The sequence below is a fragment of the Pseudomonas ficuserectae genome (assembly GCF_024584585.1).
Classification (GTDB): Bacteria; Pseudomonadota; Gammaproteobacteria; order Pseudomonadales; family Pseudomonadaceae; genus Aquipseudomonas; species Aquipseudomonas amygdali.
Genome location: NZ_CP085684.1, coordinates 3,932,849 through 3,953,906 on the forward strand (window position 1 = coordinate 3,932,849; position 21,058 = coordinate 3,953,906).

Annotated in this window: 18 protein-coding genes and 1 pseudogene; 13 read left to right on the plus strand and 6 right to left on the minus strand. The window is 59.8% G+C overall.

The window, feature by feature from the left end; all coding sequences use genetic code 11:
- Position 1 precedes the first annotated feature (1 nt).
- From LJU29_RS17230 to LJU29_RS17255, 6 genes are read left to right on the plus strand one after another with little or no spacing between them, the layout of a single operon-like run.
- On the plus strand, positions 2–1,315 hold the full coding sequence (locus LJU29_RS17230; RefSeq protein WP_005780624.1) for a cellulase family glycosylhydrolase: 1,314 nt from the start codon (positions 2–4) through the stop codon (positions 1,313–1,315).
- Positions 1,316–1,317: 2 nt separating this feature from the next.
- The gene (locus LJU29_RS17235) at positions 1,318–2,535 is read left to right on the plus strand and encodes a glycosyltransferase family 4 protein (RefSeq protein WP_005780622.1); all 1,218 of its coding nucleotides are present in this window, start codon (positions 1,318–1,320) and stop codon (positions 2,533–2,535) included.
- Positions 2,526–3,626, plus strand: coding sequence for a glycosyltransferase family 4 protein (locus tag LJU29_RS17240; protein ID WP_257110980.1), 1,101 nt, complete (start codon positions 2,526–2,528; stop codon positions 3,624–3,626). Before LJU29_RS17235 ends, LJU29_RS17240 begins: the two co-directional genes overlap by 10 nt.
- A complete protein-coding gene (locus LJU29_RS17245; protein ID WP_054996146.1) occupies positions 3,626–5,041 on the plus strand; it encodes an O-antigen ligase family protein in 1,416 nt (471 codons plus the stop codon). The genes LJU29_RS17240 and LJU29_RS17245 overlap by 1 nt, the downstream gene beginning before the upstream one ends.
- A complete protein-coding gene (locus LJU29_RS17250; RefSeq protein WP_004665762.1) occupies positions 5,038–5,859 on the plus strand; it encodes an acyltransferase in 822 nt (273 codons plus the stop codon). The genes LJU29_RS17245 and LJU29_RS17250 overlap by 4 nt, the downstream gene beginning before the upstream one ends.
- A gap of 15 nt (positions 5,860–5,874) precedes the next feature.
- Positions 5,875–7,290 carry a lipid II flippase MurJ gene (locus LJU29_RS17255; protein ID WP_257110981.1) on the plus strand — a complete coding sequence of 472 codons (1,416 nt, stop codon included), beginning with the start codon at positions 5,875–5,877 and terminating at the stop codon, positions 7,288–7,290.
- Here the strand turns inward: LJU29_RS17255 and LJU29_RS17260 are convergent.
- On the minus strand, positions 7,224–8,177 hold the full coding sequence (locus LJU29_RS17260) for a LysR family transcriptional regulator (protein WP_122322062.1): 954 nt from the start codon (positions 8,175–8,177) through the stop codon (positions 7,224–7,226). The genes LJU29_RS17255 and LJU29_RS17260 overlap by 67 nt on opposite strands.
- Before the next feature lie 128 nt (positions 8,178–8,305).
- Between LJU29_RS17260 and LJU29_RS17265 the strand changes: the two are divergent.
- The 6 genes and pseudogenes from LJU29_RS17265 (at position 8,306) to LJU29_RS17290 (ending at position 14,065) form a co-directional block, all read left to right on the plus strand.
- Positions 8,306–9,466 (plus strand): annotated as a pseudogene (locus LJU29_RS17265) (TDT family transporter).
- 65 nt (positions 9,467–9,531) lie between these two features.
- A complete protein-coding gene (locus LJU29_RS17270; RefSeq protein WP_257110982.1) occupies positions 9,532–10,443 on the plus strand; it encodes a hypothetical protein in 912 nt (303 codons plus the stop codon).
- An 82-nt stretch (positions 10,444–10,525) separates the two neighbouring features.
- Complete coding sequence (locus LJU29_RS17275) at positions 10,526–10,852, plus strand: DUF7693 family protein (RefSeq protein WP_005754515.1); 327 nt, start codon at positions 10,526–10,528, stop codon at positions 10,850–10,852.
- Between the two features lie 875 nt (positions 10,853–11,727).
- Positions 11,728–12,945, plus strand: coding sequence for an aldose 1-epimerase family protein (locus LJU29_RS17280; protein ID WP_057423434.1), 1,218 nt, complete (start codon positions 11,728–11,730; stop codon positions 12,943–12,945).
- A 166-nt stretch (positions 12,946–13,111) separates the two neighbouring features.
- Positions 13,112–13,789: a type 1 glutamine amidotransferase domain-containing protein gene (locus tag LJU29_RS17285; protein ID WP_005754517.1), complete on the plus strand. Its 678-nt coding sequence runs from the start codon at positions 13,112–13,114 to the stop codon at positions 13,787–13,789.
- A gap of 126 nt (positions 13,790–13,915) precedes the next feature.
- Positions 13,916–14,065 carry a hypothetical protein gene (locus LJU29_RS17290; RefSeq protein WP_004656957.1) on the plus strand — a complete coding sequence of 50 codons (150 nt, stop codon included), beginning with the start codon at positions 13,916–13,918 and terminating at the stop codon, positions 14,063–14,065.
- Between the two features lie 7 nt (positions 14,066–14,072).
- On the opposite strand, the gene LJU29_RS17295 is transcribed toward LJU29_RS17290, so the two are convergent.
- The 3 genes from LJU29_RS17295 to LJU29_RS17305 all read right to left on the minus strand — a co-directional run bounded on the left by LJU29_RS17295 (position 14,073) and on the right by LJU29_RS17305 (position 17,525).
- Entirely contained in the window at positions 14,073–15,008 is a 936-nt protein-coding gene (locus tag LJU29_RS17295) for a LysR family transcriptional regulator (protein ID WP_257110983.1), read from the minus strand.
- 68 nt (positions 15,009–15,076) lie between these two features.
- Positions 15,077–16,303 carry a cyanate transporter gene (locus LJU29_RS17300; RefSeq protein ID WP_257110984.1) on the minus strand — a complete coding sequence of 409 codons (1,227 nt, stop codon included), beginning with the start codon at positions 16,301–16,303 and terminating at the stop codon, positions 15,077–15,079.
- A 112-nt stretch (positions 16,304–16,415) separates the two neighbouring features.
- The gene (locus tag LJU29_RS17305) at positions 16,416–17,525 is read right to left on the minus strand and encodes an MBL fold metallo-hydrolase (protein ID WP_057454622.1); all 1,110 of its coding nucleotides are present in this window, start codon (positions 17,523–17,525) and stop codon (positions 16,416–16,418) included.
- Positions 17,526–17,719: 194 nt separating this feature from the next.
- On the opposite strand from LJU29_RS17305, the gene LJU29_RS17310 reads away from it, so the two are divergent.
- Positions 17,720–18,334 (plus strand): TetR/AcrR family transcriptional regulator, encoded by a 615-nt coding sequence (locus LJU29_RS17310; protein WP_257110985.1) that lies wholly within the window; start codon positions 17,720–17,722, stop codon positions 18,332–18,334.
- 18 nt (positions 18,335–18,352) lie between these two features.
- On the opposite strand, the gene fahA is transcribed toward LJU29_RS17310, so the two are convergent.
- Both fahA and hmgA read right to left on the minus strand, forming a co-directional pair.
- Positions 18,353–19,648 carry a fumarylacetoacetase gene (gene fahA / locus LJU29_RS17315; RefSeq protein WP_005754531.1) on the minus strand — a complete coding sequence of 432 codons (1,296 nt, stop codon included), beginning with the start codon at positions 19,646–19,648 and terminating at the stop codon, positions 18,353–18,355.
- Entirely contained in the window at positions 19,645–20,952 is a 1,308-nt protein-coding gene (gene hmgA, locus LJU29_RS17320; RefSeq protein WP_005754533.1) for a homogentisate 1,2-dioxygenase, read from the minus strand. The genes fahA and hmgA overlap by 4 nt, the downstream gene beginning before the upstream one ends.
- Positions 20,953–21,058 lie beyond the last annotated feature (106 nt).

Consider the following 21,058-nt stretch of genomic DNA (forward strand, 5'->3'; position numbering starts at 1 on the left):
CATGCAGCGTCCATCCAGATTCCGGCAAATCGTCGCGAGCGCACTGCTCAGCGCAGCAATGACTGGCGCGGCCCACGCGGCAACGGTCCTCAAGGCACCTCGCGAGGTGGTCTGGGCGGACTTTCTGGGCGTCAATGTGCAGTTTCAGTACTTTGCGCCTGATATCTATCAACAACAGATGAGCCGCCTGGACGAACTGGGCCTCAACTGGGTGCGCCTGACCATTCACTGGCCGGTGATCGAGCCGCAAAAGGATCACTACGCACTGACCGAGCTGGATGCCGCCATGGCCGCAATCAAGGCGCACAGCTACAACACGGTGGCTTATCTGGTGGGCGCGGCACCTTTCGCCAGCAGCGCACCGGCCGGTGCTAAAAGCCGCGATCAGTATCCGCCCACGGATTTCAACGTATTTGCCGCACGCATGACCGCCCTGGCCCAGCGCTATCCACAGGTGAACAACTGGCAGGTCTGGAACGAGCCGAACATTGTCTGGCTGCCCAAGGAGGACCCGACCGCCTATGGACGCCTGCTGACCACCACTGCCAGCGCGATTCGCGCCGCCCTGCCGGACAAGACCATCGTCACTGCGGGCATGGCTTATTACAGTCAGATGCACAGTACCTCTGGCTACATGATGCAGGCCCTGCTCGATAATGGCCTGGGCCAGCAGAACATCGTGGCGGCATACCATCCGTACTCCGAGTACCCCGAAGGCGATTCGCTACCGGACCGCGATTTTCTGGTGCGCGCCAATGCCATGAACCAGTTGCTGCACAGCAATGGCGTCAAGCAGGTGTGGGCCACTGAATGGGGCTGGTCAAGCTATGCAGGCCCAGTGGAGATGCAACATTTGATTGGCACTTCAGGTCAGGCCGACTACACCCTGCGCCGTCTGGCACTGATGAGTGCGATGGATTTTCAGCGCATCTTCCTGTTCAATCTCAGTGATCTGGATGAGCGCGCCTCGGCCCGCGATCAGGGTTACGGCCTGCTTGACCTGCAAGCCAGCCCCAAGCCGGTCTACACCGCACTGCAGAATTTTCTCAAGATCACCGGCCCGCGCCTGCAACCCGCCGAGCCGCCCGCAGTGAGCCGTGTACCGGACGATCTGTACGCAGTGCCGTGGACCCGTGACGATGGCACTCATCTACTGATGTTCTGGAGTGCGACCGGCACCTCGCTGAATTTCCCGAACATCACCGACGCGGTCGTGCATGACCCGCTGAGCGGCAGCCGCACTCCATTGTCCGCAAGCCAGGGTGTCACTCTGCTGCTGAAGCCGACTCTGCAAATTCTGGAATGGAAGCCCTGAGTATGCGAATTCTATGGACGCTCCCTTACCTGCCCTGGCCTACCACCAGCGGCGGCAAAACCCGGGAATACCATTTGCTGCGCAATCTGGCAGCCCGCGGCCATCGCATCACCCTGCTGGTGCAGTCCAAGAACGCGCTGGACGACAGCGCTCGTTCGGCACTGGAACCCTGGCTGGAGCGCTTGATCGTGATCGATCGACGCCCGCTGTTAAGCCTGCGCACGTTGCTGGCCGTGGCGTTTGCACCTGCGCCGATGCTCGCCAGCGTCAACGGCTACGCCCCGAAACTGGAAAAAGTCTTCGAGCAATTGCTTGAAGAGGACTGGGACATCATCCAGTTGCAGCACACCTATTTCTTTCAGCCATTTGAACGCGTACTCAAGCGTTCGGGCAAACCGTTCGTGCTGACCGAACATAATGTTGAATCAGACCTTGGCGCTGCCAGTTACGACCGCCTGCCACGCTGGGCCAATGCCTTCGCCGTGTATGACCGCTGGCGCTACCGGCGTTGGGAAACCCGGGTATTTCGCCAGACCGGCGAGTTGATCGCGGTCACCGAAGACGACGCCAAGGTGCTGTCGCGCTTGAGCGGCAGGGCCACGTCTTATGTCGTCAACAGCGTCGACTGCGCTTACTACGCCAGCGTTCATGCGGACCGAAACAGCCATCGCCTGCTGTTCATCGGCAACTACGAATATGGCCCCAATATCGATGCCATCGAATGGGCGCTGGACGAAATCATGCCGCTGGTCTGGGCTCAGGCACCTGCTGTGCGCTTTGCCATCGGCGGCTTCGGGCTGCCTGAAGCCTGGCGTGAACGCTGGCCTGACCCGCGTATCGAATGGCTGGGTTTCGTACCTGACCTGCGCGTCTTGCAGGCCAGTGCCTCAATGTTCTTCGCGCCCCTGCGCCAGGGCGGCGGCTCCAAGCTCAAGACGCTGGAAGCCATGGCCGCCGGACTGCCGGTAGTCACTACCGCGCAAGGCGTTTCCGGGTTGTCGGTCACCAATGGCGAACATTACCTGGGCAGCGAAGACGCGTCCGGGCTGGCAACCCTGATCGTTGAATACACCGATAAACCGTTACGGCTCGACCAGATTGGCGAAGCCGGCCGCGTTTATGTGCGTGCCCGGCACGACTGGTCCGTTTCGGCCGCCCAGCTGGAAGTGATCTACACCCGCTTTTCGCTCCCCAAGCAAGGATCGCGCTCATGCGTATAGGACTCGACTACCGCGCGGCAGCCGGCTACCCCATCAGCGGCATCGGTCGCCAGAATTTCGCGCTGGAACAGGCGTTTCGTGAACATCCGGACGTGCAATTGCAGCTGTTCGGCGTGGCCCCCTACGATCATCCGGTACGCCGTTTGATGCACACCCCACGCTGGGCGGCACCACTGGACTCGGTTCATCGCCTGCCGGATCGCTTGCGCTTCGAAGGCATGTTCCTGCCGCGCGCCCTGCGTGATGCCGGGGTGCAGATCTACTTCGCCAACATCAACATGGGCCTGCCGCTGGGGCGCAAACCGGCTGACATGCGCTACGTATTACAGCTGCACGATCTGTTTCAGATCACTCAGCACAACAGTCACGGCTCACGACTGAAAGCCAGGATTTACCGGCTGACCGACTACCTGTCGATTGCCTGGTCGCTGAAAGTGGCCGACCAGATCTGGGTGCCGTCGCAATTCACTGCCAACGAAGTCGCGCGCCTGTTTCCCAGGGTCAAAGGCAAGCTGCGCGTGGTGCCGTTGCTGGTAGAAGGTTTCAAGGGTGAGCCGGCTGATATCAGCCAACTGCGAATGCCCCTGCGTTACTGGCTATGCGTGGGCACACGCGAACCGCGCAAGAACATCAAGTGGTTCGTGGATGCCTGGCAGACCGCACGCATGCAATTTGTCGACACCCCGGAACTGGTACTGGTCGGTGGCGACGATCCGCTGACCGAAGCCCAGCGCCAGTTACCGGGCCTGCACGTGCTCAGCGGCCTGAGCGATGCAGAACTGCACGCGGTCTACCAAAGTGCCGAGCGACTCTGGCAGCCGTCCAGAAGCGAAGGCTTCGGGCTACCGGTGATCGAAGCACTGAACACAGGCACGCCGGTTGCCGTGGCCACCGGCTCTTCGCTGGATGAAATCGCTCCGCCCGACAGCCCGCGCTTTTCACCTGTCGACAGTGGCAACCTGATCAGACTGATGGGCACGTTGTCGCATGCGCCCGAAGAGGACCCCGCAGTTGCCAGGGAATGGACAGAGCGCTACCAGTTGAAAGCCTTTTGCGAACGCGTGCACGCGACGCTGGAGGAATTGCGCTGATGCCACTGGCCTTACCCCTGGGGCTGATGTTCAGCCTGATATTCGGTGTGATGATCTGCATGCTGCCTGCACCGTTCGTCGTGGCGGCAGCAATCGGTCTGGCAGCGGCGGCCACGATCATTCGCCGCCCGGTCCGTGGGCTCGTGCTGTTCTGCCTGATCGGGACCTTCCTGCCCTACTCTACAATTCAGATTGGCGTTCGTACCACGGTGTCCGAAGCGCTGATCATGCTGACCTGGGCCAGCTACCTGCTGCATGCAGTCTTTCAGGAACGCAACACTGTGCCCAAAATGCTGAGCACCGAAAAATTGCTGGTGGCATTGATGCTGTTCAGTGCGTTCCCGTTTCTGGTCGGCCAGTTGACCGTCGTCGCCGACGGCAACGGTCCGATCAACTGGGTTCGCTGGCTGTTCAACCTGTCTATCCTGTTTCTGGTACCGCGCTTGCTGACTGACCTCAAGACCCTGGAAAAGGCGGTCATGGCGCTGCTCGGCGGGACTTTGCTGCTTTTGGTGCTGTCGATCTCGGTGTATGTGACCAAAGGCTCGGCAACTGCCATCATTCCGATCCTCGGCAGCCTGGGCTACAGCGGTGCAGACATCTTGAGCGAGAGCCTGCTTTCGCTTGCCAGCCGCATGGGCTCACCGTGGATGCACCCCAACGTGGCAGGCGGTGCCCTGGCCATGTTGCTGCCGCTGGCGTTCTGCTTCGGCATGACGCGCACCGGCTCGGCGCGCAGGCTGGGCCTGACTGTGGCGGCACTGGGTGCCATCGGTCTGTTGCTGACCGGCTCACGCGGCGCGCTGCTGAGCCTGATCGCCGTGATGCTGTTGATGGCCAGGCGACGCATTCCGCATCTGGGACGGCTGTTGATGGGCGGGCTGGTCGCCGGTATTTTCCTGCTGGCATTCTACCCGCCGCTGCAGGACCGACTGATGGGGTTGTTCACCTCCGACGACGCCAGTACCGCGATTCGCTTCCTGGAATACAGTCATTTTCCCGACGCAGTCGCCACCTTCCCGTTCGGCATCGGCTTCAAGGTCGACCCGCCGGTACTGGGCTATACAAAATTCGGTATTTCCAACCTGTGGCTGAACTTCATCTACAAGATCGGCCTGCCGGGCATGTTGCTGTTCATCGCCGTGACCATCAGTTGGTGGAAAGAAGTTCGCCCAGGCAGCGACCGGGTAGTGCTGACTCGGGAAAACGCCATTGCGCTGGGCTGCACCACGGGCGTGCTGTCTGCTTTGTTCAGCGGCCTGTTTGACCACTACTTCAGTTTCACCAGCGTGCTGGTTGCCTTGTTCTGGCTATTTGTCGGCATCAGCCTGCACGAAACCAGACGCCTGCGCGCCAAGGCCGAAACGACTCCTCAACACCCTGACGCCTCACACGAGCCGGGAGCCTCCTCATGAAACACCGCATGATGCATTCTCATAATCTCAGAGAGGCACTGCCCGACTACGCGCGCAAGATGGCGGTGCCGCTCGAAGAGCTGGAAGCCGCCTACCAGTGGATGCTGGACAACGAAGTGTGTTTTGAAACACGTATCAAGGATCGAACCCTGTCGTTCATCTGCTACCTGAATATCGAACCAAGAATCGAAAACCCGCTGGCGCGGCGCTTCTACAAGCTGCTGTCCAGCGAAACCCTGGGCGCGCTGATTCCTTTGTACGGAATCAACTGGCCGACCCTGCGTGACCGCATGTTGCGGACCTGGGAACAGGCTTACAACATCCTGATCTGCAAGATCCCCAGCCATACCCTGCGCCTGCTGTGGTTGCGCATCGGTGGAGCGAAAATCGGCAAGGGTTCGACGGTGTGGCGCAATACCGAGGTGCTGGGCGTCGATAGCCTGCGCATCGGCAACGACACCACTGTGGGCTGGCACTGCCAGCTTGACGCCCGTGGCGGGCTGGTGATTGGCGATCACGTCACCATCGCTTCACACGTGCTGATTATCGCGGGTGGACACGACCTTGCCGAGCCCGAATTCTGGGCGGTCGGCGGGCCGGTGTTCATCGGCGACTACGCATGGATCTGCAGCCGCGCGCTGCTCTCGTTCGGTGCAGACATCGGCGAAGGCGCGGTAGTGGGCGGCAACAGTGTGGTATCCAAACCTGTCGCGCCATATGCGATCGTCAGCGGGCCGAATGCCGAGGTCAAGGGTGAGCGCGCCCGCGGCCTCAAGTACAAGGTGGGCGGCAAAGGCCTGTTCACCCTGTTTCACTGATCGGCAGGGCGCGCGATGCTGGGCTCGACACTTTGGCTGACACTGGCCACCCTCACCGGCCTGGCAGCCGGTTTTGCCCGTGAATGGCTGTTGGTGGCAGCCTGGGGTGCCGGCAGTCAGAGCGATGCCTTTCTGGTCTCGATGTTTTTGCCCGAAGCGCTGCGCATGTCACTGGCCGCGGGGCTGCTCAGCGCTGCCGCCCTGCCCCTTTATCAGCAACGTCCGGCTGACCGGCAACAACGCTGGCTGGGCTGCATGGCACCGCGTTTGTTATTGACCGGGGTGGCATTGAGCTCAGTGCTGGCGATCGGTGCAGGGTTTCTGGTGCGTCTTATCGGCCCAGGGCTGGACGCCGACGGCTATGCACAGGCAGCCAGCGGCCTGCGCTGGCTGGCCTGGTGCGCGCCCGGTTTCATGCTCCACGCGCTGTTTTGCATACCTTTGCAGGCCCGTTCGCGCTTCGTGCTGGCCGGGCTCGGCTCGCTGCTGTTCAACCTGCCGCCCGTTATCTACCTCGCCACGTTCAGCCACGCCGCAACATCGACCGGGCTAGCCAGCGCGTGCGTACTGGGCAGCGTGCTGATGCCGGGCGTGTTGTTGCCTGCCCTGTATCGTTCGGGATGGCGACCCTGGCAGTGGCAATCAGAAGCCGGTGCCGTGCGCGAACTGCTGCAACGCATCGGTCCACTGCTGAGCAGCAACCTGGCCAGCCAGGGCCTTGCCTTGCTTGAGCGAATGGTCGCGTCGTTGCTCGGTGAAGGCGCGGTAACCTGGGTCAATCTGGCGCGCAAACTGATCAACCTGCCGCTCATTGCATTGATGAGCCTGAACCAGGTACTGCTCGGACTGATGAGCGGCAGCGCGGGCGAGCAGCGTTTGTCGCTACTCAGACGCGGGCTGGGCAGCGCCACATTACTGACCTTGCCGGCCGTAGCCGGGCTGATCGGTGCGGCCGGTGCGCTGGTGACCCTGTTGCTGCCCAATCAGAGCCATGAGGGTCCGCTACCGGAGCTGTTGGCCTGGTTTGCTGTGCCGCTGATGTTTGGTGCCTGGAACGCCTTGCTGGCGCGCTACGCCTACGCCGCCGGTGACACTCGCCTGCCGCTCAACTGCGAGTTGATCGGCAGTCTGTGTAACGCGCTGCTGCTGGCGACGCTGCCCTTTGCCTTCGGCCTGACCGGTATCGCCATCGCGGCGCTGGGCGGCGCGATGGTCACAGGCGTGCTGCTGATGCGCCGTCAGGCGTTGCTCGGCGTTTTGCCGTGGCGCAGTCACTGGCTGCTGGCCAGCCTGCTGATGATCTTCGCCGCCCTGCTCCTGCACCCGCTTCACGACACCTGGCTGCAATTGGGCCTGAGCTGTGTTTACGGCGCTTTGCTGCTGCTCGGGCTGGCGTTGTGGCTCAAACCATGGCGCAACGTGCCTGCCTGATCGGCAGACTGCCGACAGGCCTCCCTGAACCGCTCCAGGCTCGGTGAGACGAACTTGTCGCGGTGAGTGATCATGAAGAACCGACGATTGAGCGGCGGCAGCGGGCTGGCGAGTGTGCGCAACTGCCCGCTCACCAGCAGATCGGCGACGATACGCCGGGACAGACAACTGATGCCAATGCCTTGAGCAAGGGTGCGCATTATCGCTTCAGAACTGCCTACCTGGCGCATGTCCTGCAGATCGTGCAAATGCCTGAGCAACAAGTGCTCGACCTCCTCCCGGGTCCCCGAACCCTGCTCACGCAACAGCCATTCAGCGTTTTGCAGCTCCCCCAGTGAAACCTGCTGTTGCCGCGCCAACGGATGAGCGCTGCCGGCAACAATGACCATTTCATCGACCAGCCACGGCTCAGCGATCAGCTCTGGCAGATGGCACGGTGCCTCGATGAGGCCCATATCGATTTCAAACTGCGCGACCTTGCGAGCAATCAGTGTGCTGTTGCCGATGTCCACATCGACTCGCAGCAGAGGCGTCGAACTGCGCAGTGCGCCGACTATCTGCGGCACGACGTAATTGCCAATGGTGCTGCTACTGCCGATTCGCAGGCGAGCATTCAAGGTCGCGCCCGGCAATAGAAAGCTGTCTTCGATCTGCTGGGCGTTTTCCAGCATCTTCTTGGCACGTGGCAGCAATGTCTGGCCGTTATCGTTGAGGACCAGCCGCTTGCCCACTCGGTCGAACAGCCGGGTGCCCAGCGCACTTTCCAGCTCGTTCAATGCCGCACTGGTAGCCGACTGGGACAAAGACAAGGCATGACCCGCGCTGGTGGTACTGCCACAGCGGGTGATTGCGCAAAAAATCTGTAGTTGACGCAGGTTGAGTCTCAAGACTGAACTCCGTAGCCGAGCAAACCTACCTGAAAATCAGGTAACAAGAAGATAGATTACCCGTTTAGAAGATTTTCTGTGACTGCGTAGACTGAAACCTGTTCCCCATTCAGCAGCAGGATACGGTCGTGAGCAGGTTCGCTATTATCAACAAGGTCAACGCGCCTCTTGCAGAGCTGACGAGCCCGCTGGAGGCCGTTCGACAATTCACCCCCAACTGGTTCGCAGTGACCATGGGCACCGGAATTTTGTCACTGGCGCTGGCGCAACTGCCGGGGGACATTGCTGCATTGCGCACGCTGGGTGAAGCGTTATGGTTCCTGAACATAGGCCTGTTCGCCCTCTTCAGCCTCATGTATGCCAGCCGCTGGCTGCTGTTTTTCGACGAGGCGCGTCAGGTGTTCGGGCACTCCACCGTATCGATGTTCTTCGGCACCATTCCCATGGGGCTGGCGACTGTCATCAGCGGCCTGCTGGTGTATGGTCCGGCGCGCTGGGGCACTGCCATCGTGCCGCTGGCCGAAGCATTGTGGTGGCTGGATGTAGCAATGGCCCTGGCGTGTGGCGTGTTGATTCCGTTCATGATGTTTACCCGTCAAGAACACAGTATCGAGAAGATGACCGCTGTCTGGCTGTTGCCCGTGGTGGCAGCAGAAGTTGCAGCAGCCTGCGGCGGACTGCTGACCCCGCACCTCGCAGCCGCTGATTCGCAGTTCACCGTGCTGATCACCAGCTACGTGTTGTGAGCCTACTCGGTACCGGTGGCATTGAGCATTCTGGTGATTCTGCTGTTGCGTCTGGCATTGCACAAACTGCCTCATGAAAGCATGGCGGCGTCGAGCTGGCTGGCACTTGGCCCTATCGGCACAGGCGCATTGGGCATGCTGGTGATGGGCAACGAGGCCCCGGTCATCTTTGCCGCCCACGGCCTGGCGTCGCTCGGCACGGTGGTGGCTGGCATCGGTGTGATGGTCGGTACGCTGTTCTGGGGGCTGGGGCTGTGGTGGTTGGCGCTGGCTGTATTGATCACGGCGCGTTACTTCAAGCAGGGTATCGAATTCAATCTGGGCTGGTGGGCATTTACCTTCCCGCTCGGCGTGTATGCGCTGGCGACGCTCAAACTCGGCGCTACCCTGCACCTGAGCTTTTTCGACGTGTTTGGTACCGGGCTCGTCGCGCTGCTGGCACTGATGTGGTCGGTGGTGTCGGCACGTACTCTGGCAGGCGCCTACCGGGGACATCTGTTCGTCTCGCCCTGCATCGCTTCGAGCCAATGTGTCCGCCGGTAATTTCCCTTGAACTTACCTCGCGGACGAAGCGCCTGAGAGAAACATCTTCAGGACAAAGAGCACTCATGCATATCTCAGAATTTTCCGATAACTACGGCGCTCGCGATGAAAACATCGTTATCAATTCGTATACCACGGTGTTGCGCAGGAACGGCGTTCCCCATGACCTGTTCGCCACCTACTGGCGCGATGTTCACGGCCCTCTGTGCGCGAGGCTTGAGGGCCTTGGCTGGTATGTGCAGCATCACCTGACGCGTGAAAAGGATGGTCATTTATGGCCGCTGATCGAAGGCGTCACGCCACTGCCGGGCTACGTGCTGGATGGCGGTGTGGAGATCGGCTTTCTATCCGCCGAAAGTCAGCGACAATTCAAGGACGCCAGCGCTCTGCTGTTCTCCGACGAGCAGAACATGTTTGAGCAAACCATTGCTTACGACGTGCCGGATGGCTCCAGCACACTGGTGGATCGACTGCCCGATCCGATTCCCAACGAAACGGCGACGCTGGACAAAATGCACCTGCATTTTCATCTCGCCAGCGATGAGCTGCCCGCCGCCCGCAAGGCCATTGAAAAGCTCGCGAATGAAATGGCCGGTGCCGATGCCGTACTCAAACTGCGCCTGCACCTCGCGCAACCCTACGACAACGCGCAGCCGGCACCGCCTGCGCCCGACGTTGATCACAAGGTCGAGGCGCCACGCCTGAACATCATCATGATGGAACTGGTGTTCGAATCGGCCTGGGCCCGTCGAACCTATTACGCCAGCGAGCACTTCAAGGCCATCACTCAAGGTATCAGCGAGCACGTGCGTTACATCACGCCGTTTGGCGTCAGCGGTGTCTATACCTACGTGCGCGACGCGGTCATGACCACCGCAGGCATACGTGGCAGCAGACAGGCCGAGCTGATCCGCCAACTGGGTGCGATCAATCAGACCCGGCCCGAGATCGAGCGCCTGTTTGGCGCGGCGCCCTGAAGGGCTTTTGAGCTGACAGTTATCTCATCCTGCACGCTTCGAAATCGTGCTTTACTCAAAAAAATGGAATCGGGTGACGCCTGTGGAAGCTCTGACGACTCGTGAGGTGTATCAGCAACTGCGGGATGCTGCGATGGGCACACGGTCGTTGAGGCTTATCGGCACAACCTCCGGCTCCGGACTGCAAAAGGTCGATATCGACGGCTGGCTGCTGACGCTGGAAATAACCGATGGCAGCCCGACGCGCTGTCGGGCGTGCTGCTGTCCGCAAGGCCGGGAGGGCTCGTTCGAAAGCTGGCTGCGCACCGACCCGGTCAGTTTGCTCAGTGGCTGGGAGCATTCGCAGATCGAGCGGTTGTTGGGTGAGGCGGCCGATCAGTTCCGGGGGCAGTCACCTGAGCCTCAATGACAGTTCCTGCAACGCATCCGTTATTAATGGCTGAGTACCGCAGGTTCGAAAACGGGCGTCGGGCAATCCAGGTTACGTGCCAATGCGCGCTTGGGTCACTACACGTTTGGCAGAGGCACCTCTCGTTTCTCACGCTCCGCGTAGGAACGCAGTTAGTGACGCTCTGCGTCACACGGCGGTTCTGTTATTTCAGGTGGATTAGCATTCGGCCCAGATTCTCGTTCCCACGCTCCGCGTGGTAATGCCTTTCGTGACGCTCTGCGTCACACAGCGGTTCTGCTATGTCAGTTATGTTTGTGTCCGGCTCAGGTTACCTTTTCGCCCCTCGGCGACCTACTTTGATGGGGCCAAAGTAGGCAAATCCCCTCGCTCCTGTTTCCGGCCCGACTTCGTCGGGTTCCTTCGCCCTGTCACTGATCCGGGGGTCGCCGCAACGGGCCATCCATGGCCCGGTGCGGCTAGCCTGGCGTCCTGCCAGGCTACCCCCGGATCAGCGCCAGGACTCAGCCGTCACTAACGTCGCACTCTGCGTCGTCAGTGCCATCGTGATTGAAAAGCGCTTAGAGCAATCCGGTTAAAGGCACAATTCAGATATGACTATCGTGCCGACGCTCCGCGTCGGCACGCAGTTCGTGACGCTCCGCGTCACACGCCGGTTCTGTGGTGTAAGGTGAATTGGGGCTCGACTCAGGTCACCTTTTCGCCCCTCGGCGAGTTACTTCGATAACGTCGCACTCTGTGTCTTCAGTGCCATGGTGATTGAAAAGCGCTTTGCCTGGACTCGGCCCATTGCTGAATCGATTAACTAGGCGTTAAATAGCTGTTCAAACGATATGCAGCACCATAATTCCAATAATTACAGAAGGACCACCACCATGAAATCCCTTCCCCTGCTCGTGGGCCTCGGTGCCCTCACAGCCGCTTCCAGTGTGTTTGCCTGGGATTACGTGCTGCTCGATACCGACAAGGCTGCGCAGAATCAGCAGATCACCAGTCAGCAACTGGGCGTCAAGACCGACAAGCCGTTCACTGTCACGATGCGAACCCTGCACGGCGGTCGTCAGGAAGGCGTGAGCATCATTGATATCGATAACGGCACAATGAAGATTTCAGTGGTGCCTACCCGCGGCATGAACGTGCTGCAGGCATCGGTGGGTGATGTACGCATGGGTTGGGATTCGCCAGTCAAGGATGTGGTTAATCCGGCGTTTATCGAACTCAATGGCCGCGGCGGCCTGGGCTGGCTGGAAGGTTTCAACGAGTTAGTGACCCGCTGCGGCTACGAGTGGGTGGGCCATCCGGGCATGGACAATGGCGAACTGCTGACCCTGCACGGTCGCGCTGCCAACATTCCGGCCAGCAAAGTGACGCTGCAGATCGACGAAAAGCCGCCTTACGCGATCCGCCTCAAGGGTGAATTGAAGGAGCAGGCGTTCAAGAAGGTCGACTTTTCGGTGCAGACCGAACTGGTCACCGAGCCAGGCAGCACGAGCTTTTCGCTCAACGATACGCTGACCAACAATGGCGATTATCCGAAGGAATACCAGGCGCTGTACCACAGTAACTTCAGCACACCGTTCCTCGAGCAAGGGGCGCGCTTCGAAGCACCGGTCAAGCAGGTTTCACCGTTCAACGAGAAAGCCAAGGGTGATCTGGGCGATTGGCAGACCTACCGTGCGCCGACGCCGGATTACGACGAAACGGTCTACAACCTCGTGCCTTATGGCGATGCCAAGGGCGATACGCTGACCGTGCTGCACAACAAGGCGGGCAACCTGGGTGTGTCGGTTGGTTTCAATACCAGGCAGTTGCCGGTGTTCTCACTGTGGAAAAACACTGATACCAAAGGCCAGGGTTACGTGACCGGGCTGGAACCGGGCACCAGCTTCTCCTACAACCGCCGCTTCCAGCGTCCGCTGAATCTGGTACCGACCATAGCGCCCAAAGAGCAACGTCAGTTCCAGATCAGCTACAGCCTGCTGGCTGACAAGGGCGCGGTCGACAAGGCGCTTGGCCAGGTCAAGAGCATTCAGGACGGTCGCGAGACTGAGGTGCGCAAAGAGCCGCTGGTGGATCTGACCAAGGAGCAATGATCCTCATCTGACGTTTCTCCAACGCAGCGGTGAAACAGGGCCGGATGTCGACGCAAGCCATTGTGTCGATATCCGGCCCTGCTTGTTCCTGAGGTAAAAAATTTTCACAACACTTGAGGGTTTCGCCTGTCTACACCCTCTCACCCCTTCGAAGACGAGCATGCACATGAAAATCCTGATGGTTTTGACATCCCATGACCAACTGGGCGACACCGGCAAGAAAACCGGTTTCTGGCTCGAAGAGTTCGTCGCGCCGTATTACGCATTCAAAGAGGCCGGGGCCGACGTTACGCTGGTCTCTCCGAAAGGCGGTCAACCACCGCTGGACCCGAAAAGCGATGAGCCTGACGCTCAGACCGACGACACCAAGCGCTTCTCCAAAGATGCTGATGCGCAGAAAACGCTCGCCAATACGGGCCTTCTGTCTGGCGTCAATGCGGCCGATTTCGATGCCGTGTTCTACCCGGGCGGTCACGGCCCGCTGTGGGACCTGGCTGAAGACAAGGACTCCATCGCGCTGATCGAGGCCTTTGCCAAGGCAGACAAGCCACACGGGATGGTCTGCCACGCACCCGGCGTATTGCTTCACGTAAAGTCGCCGGACGGCCAACCGCTGGTCAAGGACCGCCGTGTCACAGGCTTCACCAACAGTGAAGAAGAAGCGGTCGGCCTGACCAATGTCGTGCCTTTTCTGGTTGAAGACACGCTCAAGCAACTGGGCGGTGACTACTCCAAGGGTGAGGACTGGGGCGTCTACGTGCTGACCGATGGCAAGCTGGTGACTGGCCAGAACCCGGCCAGCTCTGCGCAGGCGGCCAAAGACTTGATCACTCTGTTGAGCTGATCGATGTGCGCGGTTCAGCGTCCGACGCTAACAGCACCGGACAATGAACCGCGCGTCATTTAAATCGAATCTTGCACCCGCCACACTGACCAATCACCACACCCCCCGACAAAAAGGAATACGGTCATGGCAGATGAATCCAAACGCGAAGACCTCGAGCACAAACCGGAAAACGCCGGCAAGGTGGGCGAGAAGAACAAACAGCTCAATCAACAGGGCGAGCAACCGCGGCCTGGTACTTCGCCAGATCCGCAGAAAGACAAGTCTGGCAACTGACCACGCGTCAGAGCAGACCGCGCTCGGCGCAGACCTTCACGACTTGCTCACGCAGCCAGCCACTGGCCTCGTCCTGATCGGCCTGGGCGCTCCACAGCATGTCCAGACTGAAACCAGGCAGATCCGGCGGCAGCTCGAACACGGCAATCCATGGCTCATTGCCCAGCAGCGTCTGAATGCGCCTTGGCAGCACCAGAATGAAATCTGTGCCCTCGAGTAATTGCAACGCCGCGCGGTAACTGTTCGCGCGCGCGACAATGTTGCGCTCCAGCCCCTGACGTTGCAGCCAGCCATCGACCATGTTGGTGTCGGACGTCCATGGCGTCGGGTACACATGGCGGTGCCCGATGAAGGTCTGAATGTCGATCAGGGCGCTGAGCGGCGCGAACCGGGCGTCCATGACGCAGACCAGGTCATCTTCGAGCAACACTTGTGAAACCAGGCCGTCCGGGACTCGGTGAAAGCCCGGTCCGAAGCACAGGGCGAGGTCAAAACGACCATCGTTCAATTGCTCGGCGGGTAACTGCTTCTCAAGCTTCTGCACATTGACCGTTACCGAAAAGCCAGCGGCGACAAAGTCGCGCATCAGGTGCGGCAATACCAGCAGTTCAAAATACTCTGGGGCACATACCTTGAAAGTGGTTTGCCTGCGGGTCGGATCAAACAGGCCCAGGCCGTCGTGACACAAATTGACCGACTCGAGAATCTGCTTTACATGGGCGTGCATGGCCAATGCCTTGCGGGTCGGACGCATGCCATTGCGGGTGCAGATGAACAGATCGTCTTCGAAGTTGGCGCGCAGCTTTTTCAGGCAGTAGCTAACCGTTGACTGACTGACATGCAGCGCATCTGCGACCAGGGTCAGGTTGCGCTGTTCATACACCGAGACAAAGACCATCAGGTCCTGCATGTCCAGCTTTCTCAGGGCATTACTGTTGAGCATTGAGGCATCTCGCTGGCGCTGCGACCGGACGATCAGGTCCACGCGGACAAGATAGCATCAAAATGCAATCATGCCGCCCCCTCGCCAATAGTGACCGGTTTGACGCCGGCGCTGCGCAGGTGCTCAGCATAGCGTCGGGGATCGAGTCGCACCACCATCAACAGCATGATCGCGACCAACGCCATCAGTGACCACCATGCGCCTGCAAAGCTGCCCGTCAGGTCGCGGATTATTCCGGCAAACAGCGGCGACAGGCTGGCAATCAGATAACCCACGCCCTGCACGAATGCGGTCAGGCCGCCTGCCTGTCGAGGATCATCGGCATGGTCCATAGACACAATCAGGCTCATCGGAAACAAACCGCAGATACCCAACCCCAGCAAACAGGTCCACAGCAGGCCCAGCCGCTGCGGCAGCAGAATCAGCCCGGCAAAACCGATCATCATCAACACCAGCAGCACCGCCAGCGCTACGCGTTTATCGCGACTGCGGTTGGCCAGCGCCGGAACCAGCAGACCCGATACGACCTCCATCAGGGTCAGAAAGCCCAGCAACAGGCCGGCATCCTGCTCGCTCCAGCCGTTCTCCAGGTAATAAGGCGCAAGCCAGGCCAGTACACAGGTATAGGACGCAGTACCGAGGCCGAAGAAAACTCCCAGCATCCAGGCCCGAGGTATATGGAAAAAAGCCTGCCGGGGCCCGGCAGCGTTTGAAGTGTCAACCTGTAACACGCGCCGCTGGGCGAACCAGACGCACACTGCCAACAGTGCCAGAAGCGACCACACCGCCAGACCAGCGCGCCAACTGCCGCTGCTGCTCATCACCAATGGGCTGAATGATGCGGCAAGGGCCGCGCCACCCATGATCGCGGTTACGTACAGGCCCATGCACAATGAGACGTTGGCCTTGAAACGCGATTTGATCAATGCGGGCATCAGCGCCTGAATCAAGGCAATGCCAAGACCTGCCAGCACAGCGCTGAAAATCAGTTCGACAGCAGAATCGAGAACCAGACGCGCCAGGGTTGCCAGGCCGATAAGCACCAGTGAAAGCAGGATGCTGCGATGCGTCCCCAGGTAACGCGCGATGCCGATGCCGAAAAACATCGCCAGCCCCATGGCCATGATCGGCAGCATGGTCAGCAATGACGCCATCCCGAAGCCCAGCGGCACCTCCAGACGAATCGCCGCAAGCAACGGACCGACCGCTGCCATCGATGGGCGCAGGTTGAGCGCCACCAGTACGATACTGACCATCAACCCCATATTCCGAACCGCCAAGCTACGCACCTGCATACCGTCACCATTACTTTCGATGATCAGGATTAGGCCGGGCGCGTGCTCATATGACAAATCAAAATCTGGGTGCTGCTATTTAAAAATCAGTTCAGCAATGGCGCGGGCAGTTTCAGGCATTCTGCCGAGGGCATTTGCAGTTCGTTACTCGGCCGTGCTGCTCGGGCTCGGGCTCGGGCTCGGGTTCAGGCTCGGCAACTTCATCGACGCCGAGCCACCATGTCAAACCGCGACACGGGTATTGCACATAGAACGGCTGGCCCATCACCGGCGTGGTGATCGAAACATTCTGCTCCCAGGCCAGCGCCAGGATGCGATCGAACGGTTCGTGCCAGGCGTGCATCGACAGGTCGAAGGTGCCGTTGTGAATCGGCAGCAACCAGCGACCACGCAGGTCCAGATGCGCCTGCAGCGTCTGCTCGGGTTGCATGTGCACATGCGGCCATTCGACGTTATAGGCCCCGGTTTCCATCAGCGTCAGGTCAAACGGCCCGTATTGCTCGCCGATGGTCTTGAAGCCATCGAAATAGCCGCTGTCGCCACTGAAAAAGATCCGCTGATCGCCGTCGATTATCACCCAGGACGCCCACAGGGTACGGTTGCTGTCGAGCAGCGTACGCCCGGAAAAATGCTGCGAAGGCGTAGCGACAAATTCGATGCCCGCCATTTCGGTGGACTGCCACCAGTCCAGTTGGCGGACCTTGTGAGCGGGTACGCCCCATTCAATCAGCGTATCGCCTACACCAAGTGGTGCCAGAAAATGCTCGGTCTTGTCGGTCAGCGCCTTGATCGCCATACGATCCAGATGGTCGTAGTGGTTGTGCGAAAGAATCACTGCCTTGATCGGTGGCAAATCTTCGAGGCTGATCGGCGGCTGATGAAAGCGCTGCGGCCCCGCCCACTGCACCGGCGACGCGCGCTCGGCAAACACGGGATCAGTCAGCCAGAACTGGTCGCGTAATTTGAGCAGGACCGTCGAATGCCCGAGGCGATACACCGTGTTGTTGGGCGCTGCCAGCAACTGCTGACGCGACAGCGGCTGCACCGGAATTTCGCCTGCGGGGCGCGTGTCCTTGGGCTTATTGAATGCCTGATCCCAGAAAATGCGGAGCGTTCGCAGCAGACTCGCCGGTTTCATCGTCGCGTGATTCCGATATCGCCCCTCATGACGGGACAGGACAGGCAGTGAAGAAGCATCCTTTTTCTGATGTGTCGAGGCCATGGTTTGCTGACTCCTGGGAACAGGTTGAGGCTCCAGCCGTGCATACTTTGTACGTGATCCCGTTGCAGGATGCTCGATGAAAGATAAGTAACAGTGTTTTACACTACACGGTGTAGTTTTAAGCTTGCATGATTCTTGGCGACAAGTAAACTGCTGAGTGTAACTTTCTCTAAACGTCCGTTTGAAGCGAACCTATGACCGCACCCATGCGCCTCACCGATCAGAAACGCGAATCCATCGTCCAGGCAGCTATTGCCGAATTTGGCGATCGTGGTTTCGAGGTCACCAGCATGGACCGCATCGCTGCTCGGGCCGAGGTGTCCAAACGCACGGTCTACAACCATTTCCCCAGCAAGGAAGAGCTGTTCGCCGAGATGCTGCAGCGTCTGTGGAACTGTGCCCCGCCGCAATCGGAAGTGATTTATCACCCCAACGTCAGTCTGCGCGAGCAACTTCGAGACCTGCTGTGGGGCAAGATGCGCAACCTCACCAACAGTAATTTTCTCGACCTGGCGCGTGTCGTGGTGGGCGCTACCATTCACTCGCCCGAGCGTGCTCAAGTGTGGATGGCCCGTATCAATGAGCGCGAAGAAACCTTCAGCGCGTGGATCCGGGCGGCCCAGAAAGGCGGTCGCCTGAAGCCTGTCGACCCCGGTTTTGCGGCGACGCAGATGCACGCGTTGCTCAAGTCGTTCGCATTCTGGCCACAGGTAACCTTCAATGCCGCACGGCTCAACCCTCAGGAGCAAAGTGATGTGGTCGAGTCGGCGTTGAACATGTTTCTGGGCTGGTACGAAGTGACTCCCTGAGGCTTCTGATCCGGTTTTTCAGTCGAGTACTACGCCCCGGCACTCGCCAAAGCCAATCGACACCTGCCCTTCCCGATGACAACGGGCACGAAGGATGACCTCGTCGCCAGCTTCCAGGAATATGCGTTTTTCACCGTTGGGTAACGCCACTGACTGCTTGCCGCCTGCGGTCATCTCCAGCAGGCTGCCGTACTGACCTGTCTGAGGGCCGGACAGCGTACCGGTGCCAAGCAGGTCGCCCGGTTGCAGCTTGCAACCGTTGACGCTGTGGTGCGCGACCATCTGCGCCACGGTCCAGTACATGTTCAGCGAGTTGCTCAGACCCAACCGGAAAGGCTCCAGCCCCTCGGCCTTCATCTGCGCGGTCAGCAGCAGCACTTCCAGCTCGATGTCCAGCGCGCCACCCTGCTGATCATTCTGATCAAGCAGGTACGGCAGCGGCTGAGGATCGCCCTCCGGACGCAGTGGCTGGGGGCTGCGGAAGGGTATCAGCGCTTCGGCGGTTACCACCCAGGGCGAGATCGTCGTGGCAAAGCTCTTGGACAGAAACGGTCCCAGCGGCTGGTACTCCCACGCTTGAATGTCACGCGCCGACCAGTCGTTGAGCAGACAGAACCCGGCGATGTGCTCTGCGGCGCGGTCAATCGCGATGGCATCGCCCTGCGCATTCCCCGGCCCGATCCACACACCCAGCTCCAGTTCGTAATCCAGGCGTTTGCAGGGACCGAAAACCGGAACGTCCTGACCCGGCGCAAGGGTCTGCCCATTGGGCCGCCGGACCGGCGTACCGGATGTACAGAGGGTCGATGCCCGGCCGTGGTAGCCAATCGGCACATATTTGTAGTTGGGCAACAGCGGGTTGTCCGGACGGAACAGCTTTCCGACGTTCAGCGCATGGTGAATACCAACGTAGAAGTCAGAATAATCACCTACCCGCGCCGGCATGTGCAGGCTGCACTCGCTCATCGGCAGCAGCAAACCTGCAACGGCCTGCATACTGTCACGTTGCGGGTTGTCCGCATCCAGCAGTTGCAGCAATGCGCTGCGCAATGCCTGACGGGCTGGCGCGCCCAGCGCAAAAAAATCGTTGAGCTGATCGCGGCTGGCCACTTCGGCAGCCTCGGCGGCCTGCCCGTGAAAAACCCCCGCGGCTGTTGCTGCGCGCAGATCGACAATCAGATCGCCAATCGCCACGCCACCACGCGGGCCGGTAGTGCCATGGCTGAACACACCCAGCGGCAGGTTCTGCAACGGAAAATCAGCGTGCTCGTTGGCCGATGCCACCCAGCTACGACGATTGAGAGAGCCAGTCATTGGCGCGGTTCCTTGTTGAATGTCCTGGTCATGTCGTTCCAGCAGGCATCGTAATCGGCTTGCAGTTGCGGGCAGCCGAGCGCGTGGCGGCTGGGACGCAATACCTTGCCGGTCTCGAACATGAAGGCCATGGTGTTTTCGATTTTGTGCGGTTTCAGCTCGGCAGCAATGGCATTTTCTGCCGTGACATTATCCGGGCCGTGCGCGCTCATGCAGTTGTGCAGCGAGGCCCCCCCGGGCATGAAGCCTTCAGCCTTGGCGTCGTAGGCGCCATCGATCAGGCCCATGAATTCGTTCATCAGGTTGCGGTGGAACCACGGCGGGCGAAAGGTATTTTCCGCCACCATCCAGCGCGGCGGGAAGATCACGAAATCGATATTGGCCTGGCCGTGGGCGGCACCTGGTGAAGTCAACACAGTGAAAATCGATGGGTCCGGGTGATCGTAACTGACCGTACCGATGGTGTTGAAACGCCGCAGATCATATTTGTACGCAACGTTGTTACCGTGCCAGCCCACCACATCAAAGGGTGAATGCTCCAGGTGTGTCGACCACAGTTCACCAAGGAACTTCTGCACCAGCTCCACCGGTTGCTGATTGTCTTCAAACCAGGCCACTGGCGTCAGAAAATCACGTGGATTGGCCAGCCCGTTACTGCCGATCGGACCAAGCTCCGGAAGGCGCAAGGCGCAACCGTGGTTCTCGCAGATGTAACCGCGGGCGCTGCTGTCGAGCAGTTGCACGCGAAACTTCATGCCTCGCGGCAAGACGGCGATTTCCAGCGGCTCGATGTCCAGCAGACCTAATTCGGTGATGATTCTGAGTCGCCCCTGTTGCGGCACAATCAACCATTCGCCATCGGCGCTGAAAAACGCACGCTGCATCGAAGTGTTGGCTGCGTATACGTAGACGCTCACACCGTCTGCCTGATCCGCCGCCGAGGTACTCGCCAAAGGGATCAGGCCGTCAATGAAATCGACAGGCTCGGCGGGGATATCGAAGGCGTTCCAGCGCAGCCGGTTGGGGTTGATCGGGCCCTGCTCCTGACCGGCGATCTGCCGACCCATGCGTTGGTAACGCGGATGGGCCGCCGAAGGTTTGATGCGATACAACCAGGTACGCCGGGCTTCGCTGCGCGCGACCGTGAAGGCAGTACCCGAGAACTGCTCGGCATACAGCCCCAGCGGGTGCTTCTGCGGAGAGTTCTGACCAATCGGCAATGCTCCGGGCAGCGCCTCGCTGCTGAACTGGTTGCCAAAGCCCGACTGATAAGCCAATGCGTCGGAACGGGAGTGGATAGCCATCTGGACCTCTTGTTGTTATGGGGTCGGGCAGAGACGGGTAAAACATCATTTAACGTAAAACTATTACGCATAACGTAATTTGAGTTTGCCAGCCGGTCAAGCTATA